The 19,504-nt window shown below is 59.4% G+C and carries 16 protein-coding genes and 1 pseudogene; 8 read left to right on the plus strand and 9 right to left on the minus strand.

What is annotated here, in order from left to right:
• The first annotated feature begins 1 nt into the window (after position 1).
• Positions 2-775, plus strand: a complete 774-nt coding sequence (otnI, locus tag RHIZ70P_RS03720) for a 2-oxo-tetronate isomerase (RefSeq protein WP_115668996.1) — start codon at positions 2-4, stop codon at positions 773-775.
• A gap of 43 nt (positions 776-818) precedes the next feature.
• Here otnI and RHIZ70P_RS03725 read toward each other — a convergent pair whose 3' ends face one another.
• Both RHIZ70P_RS03725 and RHIZ70P_RS03730 read right to left on the minus strand, forming a co-directional pair.
• Positions 819-1,880, minus strand: coding sequence for an aldo/keto reductase (locus RHIZ70P_RS03725; RefSeq protein WP_115668997.1), 1,062 nt, complete (start codon positions 1,878-1,880; stop codon positions 819-821).
• 84 nt (positions 1,881-1,964) lie between these two features.
• Positions 1,965-2,663: an aspartate/glutamate racemase family protein gene (locus tag RHIZ70P_RS03730; protein WP_115668998.1), complete on the minus strand. Its 699-nt coding sequence runs from the start codon at positions 2,661-2,663 to the stop codon at positions 1,965-1,967.
• 368 nt (positions 2,664-3,031) lie between these two features.
• On the opposite strand from RHIZ70P_RS03730, the gene RHIZ70P_RS03735 reads away from it, so the two are divergent.
• The 5 genes from RHIZ70P_RS03735 to RHIZ70P_RS03755 all read left to right on the plus strand — a co-directional run bounded on the left by RHIZ70P_RS03735 (position 3,032) and on the right by RHIZ70P_RS03755 (position 8,787).
• The gene (locus RHIZ70P_RS03735; RefSeq protein ID WP_115668999.1) at positions 3,032-4,042 is read left to right on the plus strand and encodes an ABC transporter permease; all 1,011 of its coding nucleotides are present in this window, start codon (positions 3,032-3,034) and stop codon (positions 4,040-4,042) included.
• An 82-nt stretch (positions 4,043-4,124) separates the two neighbouring features.
• Positions 4,125-5,066 carry a sugar-binding protein gene (locus tag RHIZ70P_RS03740; RefSeq protein WP_115669000.1) on the plus strand — a complete coding sequence of 314 codons (942 nt, stop codon included), beginning with the start codon at positions 4,125-4,127 and terminating at the stop codon, positions 5,064-5,066.
• A 74-nt stretch (positions 5,067-5,140) separates the two neighbouring features.
• A complete protein-coding gene (locus RHIZ70P_RS03745) occupies positions 5,141-6,643 on the plus strand; it encodes a sugar ABC transporter ATP-binding protein (RefSeq protein ID WP_115669001.1) in 1,503 nt (500 codons plus the stop codon).
• A 57-nt stretch (positions 6,644-6,700) separates the two neighbouring features.
• Positions 6,701-7,597 carry an NAD-dependent epimerase/dehydratase family protein gene (locus RHIZ70P_RS03750; protein WP_115669073.1) on the plus strand — a complete coding sequence of 299 codons (897 nt, stop codon included), beginning with the start codon at positions 6,701-6,703 and terminating at the stop codon, positions 7,595-7,597.
• Positions 7,598-7,761: 164 nt separating this feature from the next.
• A complete protein-coding gene (locus RHIZ70P_RS03755) occupies positions 7,762-8,787 on the plus strand; it encodes a LacI family DNA-binding transcriptional regulator (protein ID WP_115669002.1) in 1,026 nt (341 codons plus the stop codon).
• Positions 8,788-9,091: 304 nt separating this feature from the next.
• Here RHIZ70P_RS03755 and RHIZ70P_RS03760 read toward each other — a convergent pair whose 3' ends face one another.
• The 7 genes from RHIZ70P_RS03760 to RHIZ70P_RS03790 all read right to left on the minus strand — a co-directional run bounded on the left by RHIZ70P_RS03760 (position 9,092) and on the right by RHIZ70P_RS03790 (position 17,142).
• Positions 9,092-10,705, minus strand: a complete 1,614-nt coding sequence (locus RHIZ70P_RS03760; RefSeq protein ID WP_115669003.1) for an FGGY-family carbohydrate kinase — start codon at positions 10,703-10,705, stop codon at positions 9,092-9,094.
• A 31-nt stretch (positions 10,706-10,736) separates the two neighbouring features.
• Complete coding sequence (locus RHIZ70P_RS03765) at positions 10,737-11,384, minus strand: dihydroxyacetone kinase family protein (protein ID WP_115669004.1); 648 nt, start codon at positions 11,382-11,384, stop codon at positions 10,737-10,739.
• A gap of 4 nt (positions 11,385-11,388) precedes the next feature.
• Positions 11,389-12,390, minus strand: coding sequence for a dihydroxyacetone kinase subunit DhaK (locus tag RHIZ70P_RS03770; RefSeq protein WP_115669005.1), 1,002 nt, complete (start codon positions 12,388-12,390; stop codon positions 11,389-11,391).
• A 14-nt stretch (positions 12,391-12,404) separates the two neighbouring features.
• The gene (locus RHIZ70P_RS03775) at positions 12,405-13,436 is read right to left on the minus strand and encodes an ABC transporter permease (protein WP_115669006.1); all 1,032 of its coding nucleotides are present in this window, start codon (positions 13,434-13,436) and stop codon (positions 12,405-12,407) included.
• On the minus strand, positions 13,433-14,977 hold the full coding sequence (locus RHIZ70P_RS03780) for a sugar ABC transporter ATP-binding protein (protein ID WP_115669007.1): 1,545 nt from the start codon (positions 14,975-14,977) through the stop codon (positions 13,433-13,435). Before RHIZ70P_RS03780 ends, RHIZ70P_RS03775 begins: the two co-directional genes overlap by 4 nt.
• Before the next feature lie 101 nt (positions 14,978-15,078).
• Positions 15,079-16,089 carry a substrate-binding domain-containing protein gene (locus tag RHIZ70P_RS03785; protein ID WP_115669008.1) on the minus strand — a complete coding sequence of 337 codons (1,011 nt, stop codon included), beginning with the start codon at positions 16,087-16,089 and terminating at the stop codon, positions 15,079-15,081.
• 30 nt (positions 16,090-16,119) lie between these two features.
• Positions 16,120-17,142 (minus strand): ABC transporter permease, encoded by a 1,023-nt coding sequence (locus RHIZ70P_RS03790; RefSeq protein WP_115669009.1) that lies wholly within the window; start codon positions 17,140-17,142, stop codon positions 16,120-16,122.
• A gap of 185 nt (positions 17,143-17,327) precedes the next feature.
• Here RHIZ70P_RS03790 and RHIZ70P_RS03795 point away from each other — a divergent pair, with 185 nt between their 5' ends.
• Positions 17,328-18,410 (plus strand): LacI family DNA-binding transcriptional regulator, encoded by a 1,083-nt coding sequence (locus RHIZ70P_RS03795; protein WP_115669010.1) that lies wholly within the window; start codon positions 17,328-17,330, stop codon positions 18,408-18,410.
• Positions 18,411-18,564: 154 nt separating this feature from the next.
• Positions 18,565-19,504 (plus strand): annotated as a pseudogene (locus RHIZ70P_RS03800) (IS3 family transposase); the annotation flags it as partial.

Below are 19,504 nucleotides of genomic sequence, written 5' to 3' on the forward strand. Positions count from 1 at the left end.
CATGCCACGTTTTGCTGCAAACCTGACGATGATGTTCAATGAGACCGGATTTCTCGACCGGTTCGCCGCCGCGGCTGCCGCTGGCTTCAAGGCGGTCGAATTCTTATTTCCCTATGAGTTCGACCCGGATGTCATCCGTTCGCAGTTGGAAGCCGCCGGATTGACCCAGGCGCTGTTCAACCTTCCGCCCGGAGATTGGGCTGCCGGGGAACGGGGGTTGGCGGCACTGCCCGGGAGAGAGGCGGAATTCCGCCAGTCCGTCGAGACGGCATTGCGCTATGCCAGCGCCACCGGCGTCGGGCGGCTGCATGTGATGAGCGGCCTTGCAGACCGCTCGGACGCCAAAGCTCGCAACACCTATCGCGCTGCGCTCGCCCTTGCCTGCGACAAAGCCGGTGAGGCGGGTCTCGACGTGCTCATCGAGCCGATCAATCCGCGCGACATGCCGGGTTATTTCCTCAATGATTTCAACTTTGCAGCCGATCTGATCGCGTCGATGGAGAAGCCCAACCTAAAGCTTCAGTTCGATATCTACCACCGCCAGATCATTCATGGTGACGTAATCCGGGGATTGCGGGAGATGATGCCGATCATCGGACATATCCAGATCGCATCGGTGCCTTCGCGCCACGAACCGGGAACCGGCGAACTCGACGATTTCCGGGTTCTGCGGGAGCTCGATGCGCTCGGATATGGCGGCTATGTCGGCTGCGAGTACCGCCCGGCGGGCGAAACCGTCGCCGGGCTTGGCTGGTTGAAGGCGTTTGCCGGCTGATACGACCGGATTTGAAGGCGGGCCCGAGGCCCGCCATTCCGGCTTATATCTTTCCCAGATCTTCGTAGCTTTGATGCAGCGCCCAGTCGCCCGCGCAGAAGCGGTCCTTGGCAAAATTGTGCTGGTGCCAGTAGGGGTAGATGTAGTCGAGGCGGCTGACTGCGTTCAGCCGTTCCAATTCCTCGGCCGTCAGCTTCAAATCGACCGCGGCGATATTGTCCTTAAAATGCTGTTCGCTCAGGCCGCCAACGACAACCGATGTGATCGCCGGCCGCGACAATGTCCATGCCAGAGCGACCTGGGCCGGCGACACGGCTCGCGCCTCGGCGATCTCGATCAGCACGTCGACAATATTCCATAGGCGGTTCTCGTCGCGAATGGGCGGTTCGCTCCAGCCGGCCGCCTGGCGGGAATCCGCGGGCTTTAGGTCGCGACGGAATGCACCCGAAAGCAGGCCGGCGGCAAGCGGGCTCCATACCATGACGCCCAGACCCTGATCGACGGAAATTGGCAGGAGTTCGTATTCGGCCTCCCGTGCCTCGAGCGTGTAGTGGATCTGCTGGGTGACGAAGCGCGGATAGTTCTTGAGATCCGCAACGCCCAGCACTTTCATTATGTGCCAGCCGGAATAGTTCGAGCAGCCGATATAACGGACCTTGCCCTGGTTCACCAGCATATCCAGCGCCGAGAGCATCTCCTCCGGTGGAGTTAGTCCGTCCCATTCGTGCATGAAATAGACATCGATGTGATCGGTGCGCAGGCGCTTCAGGCTGCGTTCGCACTCGCGGATGAGATGATAGCGCGACACGCCCTCGTCGTTGGGGCCGTCGCCGATGCGCATCCGCGCCTTGCTGGAGATCAGAATCCGGTCGCGGCGTCCCTCCAGCACCTCGCCCAGAATTTCCTCGGAGCGTCCGGAGGAATACATGTTGGCCGTGTCGAACAGGTTGATGCCGCCCTCGATACAGGTATCAACGAGCCGCTGTGCCTCCTTGACGCCCTGGCTCGCGACCATAGCGAAATCGCCTTTCCCGCCGAACGAAAACGTACCCATGCTGACCGCTGAGACTTTGAGGCCCGAGCGGCCGAGTTGCCGATATTCCATGACTTTCTCCTTGGATTGAGGCGTTTCGGGACGAGATCCCGGCAGGGTTGATGCTGTGTCAGGATGACGGCAAGGCAGGTCGTCTCATCGACGAGGTCTTGCCGCAAAAAGACATGCCCTGATGTGGCGCATGCCGAGTTCCGGACTCGTCAGCACGGGAATTCCTTCCGGTTCTGGCCCAAGGGGCGCAAGCGCGTTCGCCATCGAGGCCTGGGCGAGGACGACCAGTTCGACCTTCGGCGCGAGGCGGCGGAACCCCTCGACCACCAGTGCATCGTGACCTTCGCGGTCGCCGCCGGTCAGGCGCTCGAAGGCCCCCTCGCACAGCATCTCCGTGACCTGGCAGCCGGTCCGTCCGGTTTCGGCCGCAGACGTCCTGATGATATCCCCGGTGGGGCCGAGCGTCGTCGGCAATGTTGCCAGAACGCCGATCCGCGACGCCCGCGATACCGCTTCAACCGCCATGCCCTGGTCGATGCGGAAGAGCGGAACCGGGCATAGCGGCCTTGCCGCATCAACCGCCGGGCCAAGGGAGGAACAGGTGACGACAACGGCCCCGGCCCCACCGTCGACGGCCGACCAGACATATTGCGCCAGGCGCCGCATCGTCGTCTTCGACAGGCTTCCCTCGCGGATGGTATTTCTCAGCAGGCTCTCGTCGAGAATGTTGAAGGGCTCGCAACTGGGTAGTTCGCGCCTGGCAAGCGCTTCCAGGGTCGGAACCAGACCAGCGACCGTGTGAATCATGGCAATGGACATAGTTGCAGTTGTCGTGGCGGTCATGCGCTCGGCTCCAAGTCTGCTCTTTCTTCCGCCGACTGCGGGAATACGGACTTTTGTATGATAGCGCTGCCATATTATCTCGGCCACTGAGACGAAAGCAATATCTATTCTGACCGACGGTTAGCAGCGTTGTGCCTGATGCACTGCGATTGCGGGAATCTGCACCTAGACTGCGGGAGTCTGCATGCGGCAAAAAGCCTGTTGACAAAACAGGTCGCCTCAAACAAAGAATGACAGCGCTGCCACTCGCTGGCCATCTGGGCCTCCCTCCCCTTGCCGGGAGGGGCGTCGGAAGTGGTCCGCAGCGTTGAGGAGCGCCTCGCATCGAGGCGGCGGCCCATGCGAACAATATTTGGGAGGAATGAGACATGCTCGCGACCGATCAGGACCACAATGCGCCCGGATCGCTGCATTCCCGCCTGCTGGCCGAAGCCGGCAGACTTTTCCAGGTGCGCGAATTCAACGTCCTGATCGCGCTGGTCGTCGTCGGCGCACTGATTAGCCTCTATACGCCCTACTTCTTGACGACGAACAATCTGATGGGTGTCTTCCGGGCGTTTTCGCTGACCGCAATCATGAGCATCGGCATGGTCATGGTGATCATCACCGGCGGGATCGACCTGTCGGTCGGCTCGGCGATGGGGCTTGCCTCGCTGGTGACCGCCCTTTGCTTCAGCATGGGCTATCCCACCGAACTCTGCATCGCGGCGGGTCTCGGCGTCGGTCTCATTTTCGGCCTTTGCAACGGGCTGCTGATCACCTTCATCGGCCTGCCGCCCTTCATCGCTACACTCGGAACGCTGAGCATCGGGCGTGGTCTGATGTATATGATCACCCGCGGCGTGCCGGTCACGCCGGAGACGCCGGAAGCCTTCGCGATCCTTGGCCAGGGCTACCTCGGCCCCGTGCCGGTGCCGGTCATCATCATGGTCGTGCTGATGCTGGTCTTTGCGGTGATCATGCGCCGCACCCGCTTTGGCCGGCATGTCTACGCCACGGGCGGCAACGAACACGCCGCGCGCCTGAGCGGCGTCAAGGTCGATCGCATCAAGCTGTCCGTCTATGTCCTGTCTTCCACCATCGCTGCATTGGCCGGGGTGATCGGGTTCTCCCGCTACCTCTCGGCCGAGCCCGCGTCGGGTTTCGGGTCGGAGCTCGATGTCATCGCCGCCGCCGCGATCGGCGGAGCGAGCCTCGCCGGCGGCGCTGGGAGCGTAACCGGTGCGGTGATCGGCGCAGCGCTTGTCGGCGTGATCGCCAACGGTGTCGTGCTTCTCAACATCAATACCTATGCGCAACAGGCCATCACCGGCGGCGTGATCTTGATCGCCGTCAGCCTGGACGTGCTGCGGAGCAGAATCATGGGAGGAAAGAACTGAGAAGAGAGATGAGTATCGCCTAACGTCTAATCAATCACGAAGAATCCAGGCTCGAGGAGAGCTTGCTGAGGAGGAGGATTTCATGCGTGTAATTTTCAATTCCGCTCGCGCGGCCATCTTGACGATGTCGCTTCTGGCAACCGGCGCCGCTTTCGCCAAGGACAAGGCCGACATTACCGTCGCCGTCGTTCCGAAGGTTGCCGTTCCGTTCTTTGACGACTGCAACACCGGTGCGCAGGAGGCCGCCGACAAGCTCGGCGTCAAGTATCAATGGGTGGTTCCGCAGAACACCCAGGGCTCAACCCAGGTCAAGATCATCGAGGACCTGATCGCTCGTCAGGTAGACGGCATCGCAATTTCGGTCAACGAGCCGAAGTCCGTCGAAGGCATCATCAAGCAGGCGGTCGATGCCGGCATCGCCGTTCTCACGTTTGACAGCGACAGCGCCAATAGCGGCCGCAGCATGTATATCGGCACGATCAACGAAGCCGCCGGCGAGACCATGGGCAAGGCGATGGCAGAGGCCATCGGCGGCGAGGGCAAGGTTGCCATCGTGACCGGCCAGCTCGGCGCCTCGAACCTCAACGAACGCATCGCCGGCGTGAAGAAGGCGCTGGAAGCCTACCCGAAGATCACGATCGCCGCTACCGAAGGCACCGAAGACGACCTCGCCCGCGGGGTCTCGGTGACCGAAGCCTTGCTTCGCGCCAATCCGGATCTCAAGGGCATCTTTGGTATCAGCCAAGTCGGCGGTCCCGCCGTGGCCAAGGTCCTTGCTCAAAAGGAATTCGCCGACCGCAAGGGTGTGGTAAAGGTGTTCGCATTCGATGACCTGCCGGACACGATCAAGGGCGTCAAGGAAGGCTTCATCGACGGCATCATGGTCCAGCGTCCGGTGACGATGGGACGTCTCGCCGTCGAGCATCTGGTGGCCCAGATCACCGGCGAAGAGAAGAACCCGGAGAATGTCGATACGGGCGTTACCGTCGTAACCGCCGAGAACCTCGGAAGCTACACGAAGTAACACCTGCGGAATCTGGATGCGGGAGCCGCTGCGCTTCCGCATCCATTCAATCTGGACCGGGATTCGAGCAGACCATGACGCCATTTCTTGAAATGCACAATATTTCAAAGACTTTCCCGGGTGTGAAGGCGTTGAACGGGGTCGATCTCACCCTTCATCGCGGCCAGGTTCATGCCGTCGCCGGCGAGAACGGGGCGGGAAAAAGCACGTTGATGAAGATCATGACCGGCGTGCTGCGCTGCGATCCGGGTGGCTGGATAGAAGTCGAAGGCCAGGAGGTCGTGATCGCCGATCCGGTGCATGCCAGATCCTTGGGAATAACCATCATCTACCAGGAACTCGCCGTGGTCGATAATCTCTCGATCGCGGAAAACATTTTTCTCGCGAGAGAACCCATCAACATGGCCGGCTTGATCGACCGGAAGAAGATGAACGCAGCAGCGGCGGCCGTGCTCGCCGAGCTCGACATGAAGCTCAATCCGACGATGCTGGTCGGCGATCTCAGCATCGGACAGAAGCAGATGGTTGAGATCGCACGCGCGATCTCCTATCAGTCGAAGCTCATCATCATGGACGAACCGACCGCATCGCTCAGCCATCACGAGGCCACGGTCCTGATGCGCATGGTCAAGAAGCTCGCGGCGCAGGGTATCGGCATCGTCTACATCTCGCACCGACTGGAAGAAATCTTCGAGATCGCGGATACCGTGACCGTCATGCGCGACGGGGAAACCGTGGATTCGCGTCCCATTGCGGAGATGACCCGTGATCTGCTGGTGCGCAAGATGGTCGATCGCGAACTGTCGCAATTCTTTGGCGAACATGTTTCCCATGCGACCAACGAAGTGCTGCTGTCGGTGCGCAATCTGAGCATGTACCGCCCAACCCATCATTCGGCTCGCGTCAGCGATGTCAGTTTCAACCTGCACAAAGGGGAAATCCTCGGCTTTTTCGGCCTGATCGGTGCCGGCCGCACGGAGATCATGGAAATGATCTTTGGCAGCCGAGCCTATGTCGGCGAGATCAGCATCGACGGAAAGACGGTCAAGATCACCGATCCTTCAGTGGCGATCAACGAGGGGCTGGGCTTCGTCACCGAGGACCGCAAGGCGCAGGGTCTGGTCCTGGGCATGTCGGTCCGTGAAAACTTCAGCCTCACCCATCTGGCGGACTATTGCCGCCTGGATTTCGTCGATCGCGGCCGCGAGACGAAGCGGTGCCGGGAATTCATCCAGTCGCTCGGGATCAAGACGCCGAGCCCGGAGCAGAAGGTCGTCAATCTTTCCGGCGGCAATCAGCAGAAGGTCATCATCGCCAAGTGGGTGGCCCGCAGGCCGCGCATTCTGATCGTCGACGAACCGACCCGCGGCATCGACGTCGGTGCGAAGGCCGAGGTCCACGCCCTGCTCAACAAGCTGGCGGAAGAAGGCATGTCGATCATCGTGGTATCCTCGGACCTGCCGGAAATCCTGGCGATCAGCGACCGGATCATCGTCCTCAAGGAGGGGCGGATCAGCGGCGGCTTCACCCATCAGGAAGCCAATCAGGAAAACGTGATGTTGGCGGCGACGGGCTGAACCCGCCCAGGCAGCGCAACATTCGCAACAGCACTATCAGTAGTAATGGAGCATGAGATGAGCAAACGCATAATGTTCACCGGTGGTAGCGGCAAGGCTGGAAAGCATGTCGTCCAATACCTCGTAGACCAGGGCCATCAGGTCCTGAACATCGACACCAAGCCGCTCGACAATCCCAAGGTCCGCACGCTGATCACCGACATCACCGACAGCGGGCAGGTCTTCAACGCATTTTCGAGCTATATGGGCCTGCATGAGTTTGACCCGTCGCTGAGGGCCCAGCCCGTGGACGCGGTCGTCCATTTCGCTGCAATCCCTCGGATCATGATCACGCCGGACAACGAGGTATTCCGCATCAACACGATGGGGACTTACAACGTCATCGAGGCTGCGGTGAAGCTCGGGATCAAGAAGGTGATCGTCGCCTCCTCGGAGACGACCTATGGCCTGGTCTTCGCCAACGAGCCCCGCAATCCGGTGCATTTCCCGCTCGAAGAAGACTATCCCGTCGATCCGATGGACAGCTATGCCCTGTCGAAAATCTGCAACGAGAAGACCGCCCAGGCTTTCGCCTTGCGGTCCGGCGCAGACATCTACGCCATCCGCATCGGCAATGTGATCGAGCCGCACGAATACGAACTCTTCCCCAAATGGTTTGCCGATCCCGGTTTCCGCAAGCGGATCGCCTGGAGCTATATCGACGCGCGCGATCTCGGGCAGATCGTCGACCTTGCCATCCACAAGGACGGACTGGGCTTCGAGATATTCAACGCCGCCAACGACGAGACATCATCCGACCTGCCGACGCAGGAACTGATCGACCGCTTCTATCCCGGCGTGAAAGTCACGCGTCCGATGGGCGAGTACGAGAGCCTGTTGTCCAACCGCAAGGCACGCGAGGTCCTGGGCTTCCGGGAGCAGCATTCGTGGCGCAAATATGTAGGGCAAAAGTGAGCGGCCTCGCGCGCGCTCTCGATCGTCTTTCGTGATGCAAGTCGCCCGATGCTCTTCGCAGCGTCGGGTGATTTGGTATAAGGGGTTCCCCGAGACAAGCGGTCGGCAGCCGACCAACAGGTTTTCTTGATTGGGGCACTGAGCCAAGAAGAAGAGGGGACGGCATGCAATCCAGACTGCGTCTGCCGGACAGGAAGAGCAAGGTAACCGTCAAGGAAGTGGCGCAGCGTGCCGGCGTCGGCGAATCGACGGTGTCGCGCATTATGCGCAACAAGGGGCCGGTCGCGGAGGAAACGCGAAAAAGAGTGATGGAAGCGGTTCGCGCCACCGGATATGTGCCCAACAGGATTGCCGGGTCGCTCGCCTCGCTCGATTCCCATCTTGTCGGCGTCGTCATTCCGTCTTTGTCGAACATCGTTTTTCCCGAAGTGCTTCAGGGTATTCACGCCGCGTTGTGGGGAAGCGAGAACCAGCCGGTCATCAGTGTCACCGAATATGACATCGATCGCGAGGAAGCGGTCGTGCGGGGGCTTTTGTCCTGGCAGCCGAGCGCGATCCTGATTGCCGGTTTCGAGCATACCGAGGCAACGCGCCGGATGCTCATCCAAAGCGATATCCGGGTCGTGGAAATGATGGATATCGATGCCGTGCCGATCGACATTGCCGTCGGCATGTCGCATCGGCGCGCCGGCTACGCCACAGGGCGGTATCTGGTCGGGCGCGGCTATCGCCGCTTCGGCTATGCCGGCCATGACTGGAATGCCGACCGGCGCGCGCGCCTGCGCTACGAGGGCCTTGTCGACGCCCTTCGCGATGCGGGCCTGACGATTGCGGCGGAGGCGATAGCGGAAGCGCCGAGTTCCGTCGGCGTCGGCAAAGAGATGACTGCGCGCCTGTGCACCCATGAGCCCAAGCTCGATGTCATCGTCTACTCCAATGACGACATGGCCGTCGGCGGCATATTCCATTGCATGGGCGCCGGTATCACGCTCCCGGACCAACTCGCCATCTTTGGCTTCAACGGCCTGGACATCGGTCGCGAACTGCCCCAGCCGCTCTCGACCATCCGGTCGAACCGCTTCCTCATCGGCCGCACGGCGGTGGAAAAAGCATTCGAATCGGCGCAACGTCCACCCGAGCCCTCGGTGATCGATACCGGCTTCGAGGTCTTCACCGGCGCCACGGCGTGAGGCGATCCGCCGAGGATCGGCCAAGGCGAATGGCCGCCTTGTGACAATCGTGTTGCGCTGTGGAGTTTGCGGGGATTTTGGTTGCGGGGGCCTGATTGCACTGAGACTTGCATAAAGCCCGCGTCGAGAGGGCTAAAACTAGCCCTTTGCGGGGTGAGCGTAATTATGGAACCTAAAGGTCAGATTTTCCTCAAAGGCTTCAACAATCATGATTTTTCTAGATAGCGATAAGTCTCGAAATAGGGTATTGAGCGGAGTCGCGCTTCAGTCACGATCACAACTCTCCTTACGCCGCGGCTCATGCCTAAGCTCGGACGGGTGTAAGAGCTCTCGACAGTTCTTGAAGCCGCAGAAATGCCTGGTAACGCCCCTCATGGGTTTGTGCCACGCAATCGACGTCTGGAAGATATTCTGCGGCTCTTCTTGATAGTTCACGCATGGCATCACGAACATCCGGGAAGGCGCCGGCCGCGACGCTGCCAAGAATGGCAGAGCCGAGCAGGACAGGTTCGTCCGCCTCGGTCGCCACAACAGGCTTGCCGCAGGCATCCGCCAGGATCTGTCGAACCAGAGGACTTGCTCCCGCGCCGCCACTGATGACTACCCGTTCAATGGAGGCTCCGGACTTTGCCTGGGTTTCGATGATCTGGCGCAGGCCGTAGCCGATACCGCAGAGGCCGGCGACGTAAAGCGAGACGAGACTGTCGAGGTCGCGCTCCATCCCGAGACCGGCAATCACGGCGCGGGCGTGAGGATCTGCAAAGGGCGCGCGATTGCCCAGGAATTCCGGCACGACATGCAGGCCAGCAGCAAGGTTGACGGCCTCTGAGGCATTGGCAATCTTGAGTGCTGCCTGCTCGGCCATGAAGGCGGGCAAAGACTTCCCCTCGGCCTGTGCCCGGGCGGTCGCCTCGGCGGCAGCAGGATGGAAGGAGAGAAGCTGATCTATCGCCGCGCCAGCGGCACTCTGGCCACCCTCGTTCAACCACATGCCGGGTACCATGGCCGAATAATACGGTCCCCACACACCAGGCACGAAGACGGGCTCGACGGTCGAGGTCATGGTGCAGGATGAGGTCCCGAAGACGTAAGCCAGGTTTTCGGCGGGCTTGCCGCCAATTCCGACCGTGCCGATGCCACCCGCATGGGCATCGATCATGCCCGCGGCGACCGCCGTTCCGGGCTTGAGACCCATGGCTTCGGCCGCCTCTGCGGTAAGCCCCTGCCCCAATCTACTACCGGGCTCGACGATGTCAGTACCGATGCGGGTAAAGCCCTCATTCGCCAGTTCGGCTAGGCCGATCTGATCGAAATAGCTTTCGTCCCAGCGCGCCTCATGGGCGAGATAGGTCCACTTGCAGGTTACCGTGCAGGTCGAACGGGACAAATCCCCGGTTGATTTCCAGGTGAGGAAATCAGCGAGATCGAAGAATTGCCAGGCGGCGGCATAGGTCGCCGGGCGGTTTTCCTTGAGCCAGAGAATCTTCGGCGTTTCCATTTCAGGCGAGATGCGCCCGCCCACATAACGCAGGACATCGTGGCCCTTGGCATTGATCCGCTCGGCCTGGTCGACGGCGCGATGATCCATCCAGACGATGATGTCTCGCTCATTTTCCTCGGACGGCCCAATGGCGAGCGGCAGACCGCCCTCCCCCAGCACGACAAGTGAGCAGGTCGCATCGAAGCCAAGCCCAACGATATCTGCCGGATCAACACCGGCGGACGCAACAGCCTCGCGGATGATAGCGCAGACCGCGTTCCAGATCTCGCTGCTCGACTGCTCGACGATCGAGCCTGCCTCGCGGTAAAGCGTGATCTCGCGCTTCGCGACCGACAGCATACGACCATTCAGGTCGAATAGACCCGCGCGCGCGCTGCCCGTTCCGACATCTACGCCGATGACGTAACTCTCGGACATTTTGATCAATCCTGCGATCGTTGACGCGATTTCATTGACGTTCCGCGAATTCAGCCATCCGCTTGATCAGAAAAAAACCGACAGTTGCGCCGGCGTCCTGCAGCCCTACAGTTTTTTCCTGGAAAGCCGCAGCCTTTCCGTGCTGGGCGACCATTGACTTCGTCGCCTCCAGTGCATCTTCCGCGGCTTTGGCGGCAGAAGACAGAGCTGCCGTCAGATTTTCGCCCTTCACAGCCGCGTCCTCGAGCGACCTGGTCAACGGATCAAGTACATCAAGCAGGGTCTTGTCACCGACCTTTGCCTTGCCGCGTTCAGCGATCCCATCCGTATAGGCGCGCCAGAACTGAGCCAGTGCTTTTGTATCAAGAGCATCCAGCCCCTCGACGGCTTTGCTTGCTCTCAAGAACCCTGTCGCCGTCAGCGTCCCCATGGTCGACGGGGCCGTGCGTGCCATCGTTGCACCGGCTACGCGCAAGAGCTTGGAGGGACCAGCGTCCGCTCCCTCTGCCGCGACGGCGTCAGCCGCCGCTGCAAAGGATTTCGCCATTGTGATGCCAAGGTCGCTGTCACCAACCTTGCCGTCAAGTGCGATCAGAAACTCGCGCTGTTCGGCAAAAAGCTGCTGCCAGCTCTCAAACAATCCGATCAGATGACCCGCATCCAGTTTTTCGAGGCTCATGATCTTATCCCGTAACGTGCTTGAAGAAAGGCGTATTGGCGGGTGCAGCCATCAGGCGGTCGAGTTCTTCGTCAAGATGAAGGATGGAGATCGAGGCACCCGCCATTTCCATAGAGGTTGCAAATTCTCCAATCCACACATGTTTGAGAGCAACGCCGCGCACATCGAGAAGCTGACGGACCCGGCGGAAGAGGATGTAAAGTTCTTCAAGCGGCGTACCGCCCAGGCCGTTGACCAGGACAGCAACATCATCTCCTGACTTGTAATCGGTCTCATTGAAGATGCGATCCATCATCTCGTCGACGACGGCGTCTGCTGCGCCAAGCTTCTTGCGGCTGATACCAGGCTCGCCATGGATCCCCATGCCGATTTCCATTTCATCCTCGCCGATCGAGAAAGTGGCATGACCGATTTCAGGCACGACACAGCTTGAAAGAGCGACCCCCATGGTCCGGGTCTTCAACCGTGCCTTGTCGGCAATGCGTGCGACCTCGTCGAGCGACAGACCTTCGGCGGCAGCTGCTCCGGCTGCCTTATAGATGAAGAAGATGCCGGCCACGCCGCGGCGCTTGTGCTCTTCTCCAACGATCGAGGAGGCGACGTCATCGTTGCCGACAACCTGCTTGACGGCAATGCCATCGAGGTCTGCCAGTTCAGCGGCCATGTCGAAATTGATGATGTCGCCGGAATAATTGCCATAGATGTAAAGGACACCGGCGCCCTGATCGACGGCCTTGGTCACCTGATACATCTGCTCGGCACTGGGAGACTGGAAGACGCCGCCGACGGCTGCACCATCGAGCATGCCGTCGCCGACGAAACCTAAGAATGTCGGCAGGTGACCTGAGCCACCGCCCGTGGTGAGCCCTACCTTGCCGGGCTTTGGCTTGGCCGTCACGAGGCACCGCAGATCGTCATTCGTATAGGTGACCATCGGATGTGCCGCATAGATACCCTCGAGCATCTCGTCGACGAAGTTGACCGGATCGTTGAGAAACTTCTTCACTTTATCCTCCACTGTTACTTTTTGCGCTGACGCGTGACGAAGAAGGCAGCGGCAAGCAGGATGAAGCTGCCGACGACCAGTCGCTGCCAGGTGCTTGGGATGCCGACGAGAACCAGGACGCTGTTGATGACCACGACCAGGAGGACGCCGAGAATGGTGCCGAGAACTGTGCCGGTCCCGCCGGTAATCCGGGCGCCGCCTAGGACGACGGCTGCGATCACATTGATTTCTGTGCCAACCAGATCAAAGGGGTTCGCCTGACGGTTGGCACAGACATGGATGATACCTGCAAGGCCCGCCAAAGCGCCGGCATAGCCGAAGAGGAACAGATGCACCGTGCGCAGACTGTAACCCAGGCGCTCGGCGATATTGGCATTGCCACCCACGGCGAAGATTGCCCGCCCCATCAGCGTCCGGTTCAAGATCCACCAGGTCAGGATGGCGGCCGCCGGAAGCACGAGGAAATAGAAGGGCAAGGTGACGAGGGCACCATTGGCGGTCTCGAACTGCAAAAGTGGCATCCGCCCGAATGCCCCCATCTGTGGCGGCAGCGACATGATCCAGACGGTGCCGATGAAGGACAGAAGAAATCCGCGAAACAGATACTGGGTGCCAATCGTCACGATCAGCGATGGAACCCGCAGATGGTGAACGAGAAGGCCATTGATCATGCCAAGGAGGACACCGCCTGCCATCGCGATCAAAATGATGACAATGATCGGTAGCCCAGGCAGATAGGTCTGCACCAGAAGGGTCACCGAATACATGGTGAAGGCGGAAATCGCGGTAAACGAGACATCGATGCCGCCGGCTGCCAGAATGACGAAGACACCGAGCGCAAAGAGCCCCATGACGACGCTTGCACGGCCGATATCGATCAGGGTCGAAGGCTGAAGAAAGGCCGGATTGGCAATCGAAACGGCAACACAGATGGTCACGAGAAGAGCAAATGTGATCGTCTCGGGGCGTCGACGTATCAGATCGCCCAGACTGAAGGAGCGCGCAGGTGTTGAAGAAGGGGCCGTCTCGGCTTTGTTCGTGTTCATTGTTCAGCCCCCTTTTCGCTGCCAAGCATTGCCCGGTAGAGATCGTCTTCGGTTGCCTTGTCTGCTTCGAATTCTGAAACGATCTGGCCGCCATTCATGACGATGATCCGGTCTGCGTTTTGCAAGAGCTCCGGCAGATCGTCGCTGACGATGATCAGGCCCATGCCGGATTGAGATAGGGACTGGATCACCTTGTAGATCGTGTCCTTTGAGCCGACATCGACACCCACGGTTGGGCCATGCAGGATGAGGAGCCGCGGGCGGATGGTCAGCCAGCGACCGATCAGGACACGCTGCTGGTTCCCGCCGGAAAGTGAGCCGACCGGCAGGTCGATATTCTTCGTGTTGAGGCGCATCTGTGCTGAGAGATCATCGGCAAGTCCCCTCGCCCGCTCGCGGTCAATGACGCCGATACCATTTGTCAGATCCCGAAGGATCAAGGCGATCTCGTTGTCGAGAATGGATTTGTCGAGAAACAGACCTTCTGCGAGGCGATCCTCCGGGACATAGCCGATACCGTGTTTGATCGCGTCCGAGGGAGAATTCAGTCGCACCTCCGTCCCAGCGATCAGCATTTTGCCACGCCCGATCGCCATGACACCGGCAAGCGCCATGGCAAGCTCGTTGCGACCGGAATCTGCAAGACCGGTGACGCCGAGGATCTCTCCGCGGCGCAAGGCAAGCGACACGCCCTCGACATTGTCGGTACGCAGCCCGTCCACCTGGAAGAAGATTTCGCCGTCCGGACGTCTCTCGCGATAGCGGGTGGCGGTGATCTGCCGCCCGGTCATCAATTCAGAGAGGTCATCCTTGGTGAAGCTTGCGATCGGACCTTGCGCCACGCATTTCCCGTCGCGAAAGACGATGGCATTGCCGCCGATCCGGTAGCATTCCTCGAGCTTGTGGGTGACGAAGAGCACGGTTACGCCCTCAAGCCGCAGGCGCTCGACGACTTCGATAAGGTTGTCGACTTCCCGCCGGGTCAGAGAGGTCGTCGGCTCATCCATGATGACAAGCTTTGCCCGTGTCGCGATGGCACGAGCAATCGCCACCAATTGCCGCGATGCAAGCGGCAGATCAGCGACGATTTCCTGCAGGAAGGTGCGGTCGTTGGGCAGGCCGACAGCTGCAAGCGCACGTGCCGCCGTTTCCTGCATCTGGCCGCGATTGAAGAGGCGTGCCAGTCGTCCGCCAGCCGACACAAGCTGCTCGGTCAGCGCGACGTTTTCCGCAACCGTCAGATTGGGCAAAAGCGAGAGATCCTGATAGACGGTTTCAATCCCGGCTGCGAGAGACTGGATTGGGGTTAGAGCTGCAAAGCTTTTTCCGTCCAGTACGATCTCGCCGGAAGATGGCGGGTGCGCACCGGACATGATCTTGATGACCGTGCTCTTGCCACAGCCGTTTTCGCCCAGAAGGTGATAGACTTGGCCTCGGGCAAGCGTCAGGTTAATCCCCCTGAGCGCATGCACGCCACCGAACCACTTCTCGACATTGTTCAATCTGAGCAGCTCTGCCGGCTGCTCAACGCTTCTTTGCATTGCGACCACGGGAAAAGGATCCTCATTTTATCCGCAGGCGGGTTTACGCTGCGGCGGTGTGACCGGGAGAAAGATCTCCCGGTCACGGCTCACTCAAAGGATCAGAACAGGAAGTCCTTGTAGGTCGCCTTGTCGGCGAGAACCATGCCGTTGCCGACAACCAGCAAGCCCTGGCCAGCACCTTGCTTGACGGTCACCTTTTCATAGCCGGGGACACCGAGATCCATCCCATCGGTGAGCTCCTTCTTTTCAAGCAGGAGCTTGGCGATCGTGTTCATGGCCATGCCGGCCTTTTGCGGATCCCAAAAACCGATTGCGGTGATTGCGCCGGATTCCAGCAGGTCTGCCGAGGGGTTCGGCAGGCCGGTGCCGACGAGGCAGACCTTGCCGCTCAGACCGGCTTCGTCGATTGCGCGACCAACACCGAGAACGTCATTGCCGGCAGAGGTCTGGAAACCCTTGATGTCGGGATGCTTGCGCAGGATTTCCTTGGCCTTTTCATAGGTCGCGTTGGCATCGTCGAAGGACTCGTTGTTGGCATCAACGAGCTGCATGCCTGCGTACTTCTTTGCGTTCTCTTCGCCCGCTCCGACCCACTGCATGTGAGTGCGGCTGCCAAGCGAACCGACGAATGTCGTCCACTTTCCTTCCTTGCCCATGCATTCGGCAAGTCGTTCGTTGAGTGCGGCACCATAATCGGCGTTGTCGAAGGCCTCGACATTGGCATTGGTGTTGATCTGGTTGTCAGCCTCATGGGTGACGACGACAATCCCACGTTCCATGGCGCGCTGCAGTGTGCCTTCAAGCACGGCCGGATCCATCGGAACGACGGCAAGCGCGTTGACGCCCTTGGCGACGAGGTCATTGACGATCTGCAGCTGCTGGGCGGAGTCGGCGGTTGCAGGACCGCTCTGGCTTGCAACGACATCAGCATTGGCTTCCTGGAAGGCAACCACGCCGGTATTCATGCGGTCGAACCACGGGATACCACTGATCTTGACCACAGTTGCGATCACCGGCTTTTCCTGGGCAACGAGCACGCCGACCGAGCCTCCCAGCGTGACGGCGGCAAGTGCTGTGCCGAGCAACATTTTTTTGGCAAACGAGTTCATGCTTTCCTCCACAAATTTTCCCTCGATTTGTTACTTCGGCGATTGAGGGACAGACGCCGAAGGATCTTCAGAGTGACGCGTTGGGGCCAGGAAACCCATCACGTCGTAGCGACCGACAGCCAGGAAGGTGAGCAGCAGGGCTCCCCAGGCGAAATCGCGAACGAAGTTGGAAAGACCGCCGAAGTTCAAAAGGCTTGACATCAGCTGAAGCGCCACCGCACTTAAAACCACGCAGACCACGCGGCCATAGCCACCTTCGGGGCGAACTCCCGCCATCACAGCAATCAGGATGGCGATCAAGAGATAGGAGCTGCCATAGTCGAACTTTACGTTGACGTTGCGGGCCGCGATGATGATGCCGGCCAGACCCGACAAGGTTCCAGACAAGGCATAGGTTGCAAGGATCACACCATTTTTCGGGAAGCCAGCAAAGGTCGCAGCCTTGGGATTCGTCCCCATCAGCATCAGCCAAAGACCAAAGGGCGTGAACTTCAAGACGGCGCCGATCATCGTTGCGACGACGATGAATATGACGAAACTGATCGGGACCCCAAACAGCATGTCGTTGCCCAGACTGGACAGTAGAGCCGGACTTCCAACCGTCACGGCACGCCCCTGAGAGACGACAATCGCAAGGCCCATGAATGCCATCTGGGTGCCGAGCGTGCACAGGATCGGCGTGATCGAGAAGCGGGCTATCAAAAATCCATTGAACAGACCACCTGCGAAGCCAACCACAAGACAGCCAATCATGAAGCCCAAGCTGAATGTGGTGGGATCGGAAGCCGGACCAAGGATCGACACCATCAGTACGGCTGAGACCACCCCTGAGAGGTTGGCAAGCGCAATCCCTGACAGGTCAATGCCACCATTGCCTGCGCACATAGCAAGCATCACACCGATGGCTAGCAGACCGATTTCAGGGACCTGGCCAGCCATGGACTGCAGATTGAACAGCGATAGAAAGGAGCCGCCAGAGATTAGCACTCCAGCAACAAGCAGCATGGCGTTCATGACAACAAGCATCACGAATTGGCCGTCGGTTCGCCGCATGGTCTCCTCCCATGTTTAGTGAACATTTCACGACTTCACTAAACGCTAGCAAAGCACAAACGCGGTGACAAGCCCTATTTCGCGCGGAAACCTCGTTGCGAATTCATCGCAATTGCCGTAAACATCCGGCTTAACAGACGGTCTGTTTAGTAAAATATCTCGCAGATGCAGCATTTGGGACGGCGATGAAGAACGGTAAAAGCCTGACGATCCGAGACATAGCCGAAGCCGCAGGCGTCTCTGCCGCAACTGTGTCTCTCGTCTTGAATGGTAAGGGCGATATCTCGGGCGTGACACGCGCCAAGGTGCTCGAAGCGGTTGCTAGCCTCAACTACGTTCCGCGGGCCAGCAAACCGACGGCAGAACCGGGAGAGACGCTTCGGTTCCTAAAGATCGCCAAGCATGGCCACACCGTAAACCGCGACCATAGCGTCTTTATTTCCGACTACATCGATGGGATGTCCGCCGAAGCCACGAGACGAAATTATACGCTCGAAGTCGTCAGCTTCGAAGGCCAACCAATCAGTACAGTTGCCGAGTCTCTCGCCGGCGCGCCCATATCAGGCGTCATTGCGCTAGGCACTGAATTGACCGAGGCCGATATCCGCCTCATACAGGGATTGGGCTATCCGACCGTCTTCATAGATACCTTCTTTGATGTCATCGACGCCAATTTTGTCGACATGAACAATGAAGACGCTGTCTACAAAGTGCTATCGCGCTTTCACCAGCAGGGGTTCCGGCGGATCGGCTTCGTCGCCTCCCACGTCGAAACCACAAATTTCAAGCTTCGCCGAGATGCATTTTTCAAGAACATGGCGCGCCTCGGGCTTGCGGTTGAGGAGTCGGACGTTTTGTCGGTCGAATCAACCTATGACGGTGCCTATGGTGACACGCGCCAGCTACTCGCAGACGGCCTTGCTCTTGCAGAATGCTATTTCTGCACCAACGATATAATCGCCTATGGGTTTATTCGGGCGTTACGGGAACACGGACTCTCTATTCCCGACGACGTCTCTATCATCGGTTTCGACAACCTGCCACAGAGTGCCACCATGGATCCCGGTTTGACGACGATTGAAGTCTCCAAACGCAAAATCGGATACCTCGCCGTCACCATGCTGGATGATCTCATTCAATCTGCAGACCCGCAGCCTGCTGTGAAGATCCAAGTCGGTGCCGAACTCGTTCTGCGCGGAAGCCATGAGAAGCTTTCTCAGCGGGCAGGCAAAAAAAGCGCCCCGAAACTCAAACAGCCAGCCGAATGATGACGCATCGGCAGTTGAAATCGGTGCGCAAGCTGACCTTCATCCATACTGTCGCAGTTCTCGAGCCTGTTTTTGCATCTCTTGCATCCGAACGACTGAATAGCCCCTAGATTTGTAGACGCCTTCTCCCCTAAATTTGAGGCAGGAGGCCTACATGGGCAAAGGCAATTTCACGGAAGAGTTCAAGCGCGACGCGGTGCGTCAGATCACCGAGCGGGGCTATCCGGTAGCGGAGGTCTCGTAGCGGCTGGGGGTCAGCCCGCATTCGCTCTACGAGTGGAAGAAGAAGTTCGGCACATCGAATGGGAAAGCCAGCGACGAGGCCGACGAGATCAGGCGGCTGAAGAAGGAACTGGCTCGCGTTACCGAGGAGCGCGACATCCTAAAAAAAGCGGCCGCGTACTTCACCAGGGATGCAAAGTGAAGTACGCATTCATTGCCCTGCATCGCCTGCGGTTCTCAGTGCGGACGATGTGTCGGCTGTTCCACATCCACCCGAGCGGGTTCTACGCCTGGCTGAAGAGCCCGTTGAGCAAACGGGCCAGCGAGGACAAACGACAGACCGATCTCCTGGTTCGGGCTTGGGAAGAGAGCGGCAAGGTCTATGGCTATCGCAAGCTTCATGATGACCTTCTCGACCAGGGAGAGATGTGCTGCCCGAACCGCGTCGCACGTCTGACACGGCTTGCCGGGATCAAGGCTGAGATCGGTTACAAGCGCCGTCCCGGCAAATATGGCGGCCGACCCTCCGTCGTTGTCGACAATACGCTCGACCGGCAGTTCGACGTCGAGGCTGCGGACAGGGCATGGGTCACGGACATCACCTATATCCGGACCGCCGAGGGCTTCGCCTATCTCGCGGTCGTCATCGATCTCTATTCCCGCCGGGTTATCGGTTGGGCAATGCAGAGCCGTCAAACCACGGATGTCGTGTTGCAGGCGCTGCTCATGGCGGTCTGGCGGCGCAAGCCGAAGGGCGAGGTGCTGATCCACTCGGATCAAGGCTCGCAGTTCACCAGCATGGACTGGGCCTCGTTCCTCAAGCACCACAATCTGGTTCACTCGATGAGCCGACGCGGCAACTGCCATGACAA

Origin of the sequence: Paenirhizobium selenitireducens ATCC BAA-1503 (assembly GCF_900492185.1) — a bacterium.
In the GTDB taxonomy this organism is placed as follows: Bacteria; Pseudomonadota; Alphaproteobacteria; order Rhizobiales; family Rhizobiaceae; genus Allorhizobium; species Allorhizobium selenitireducens_A.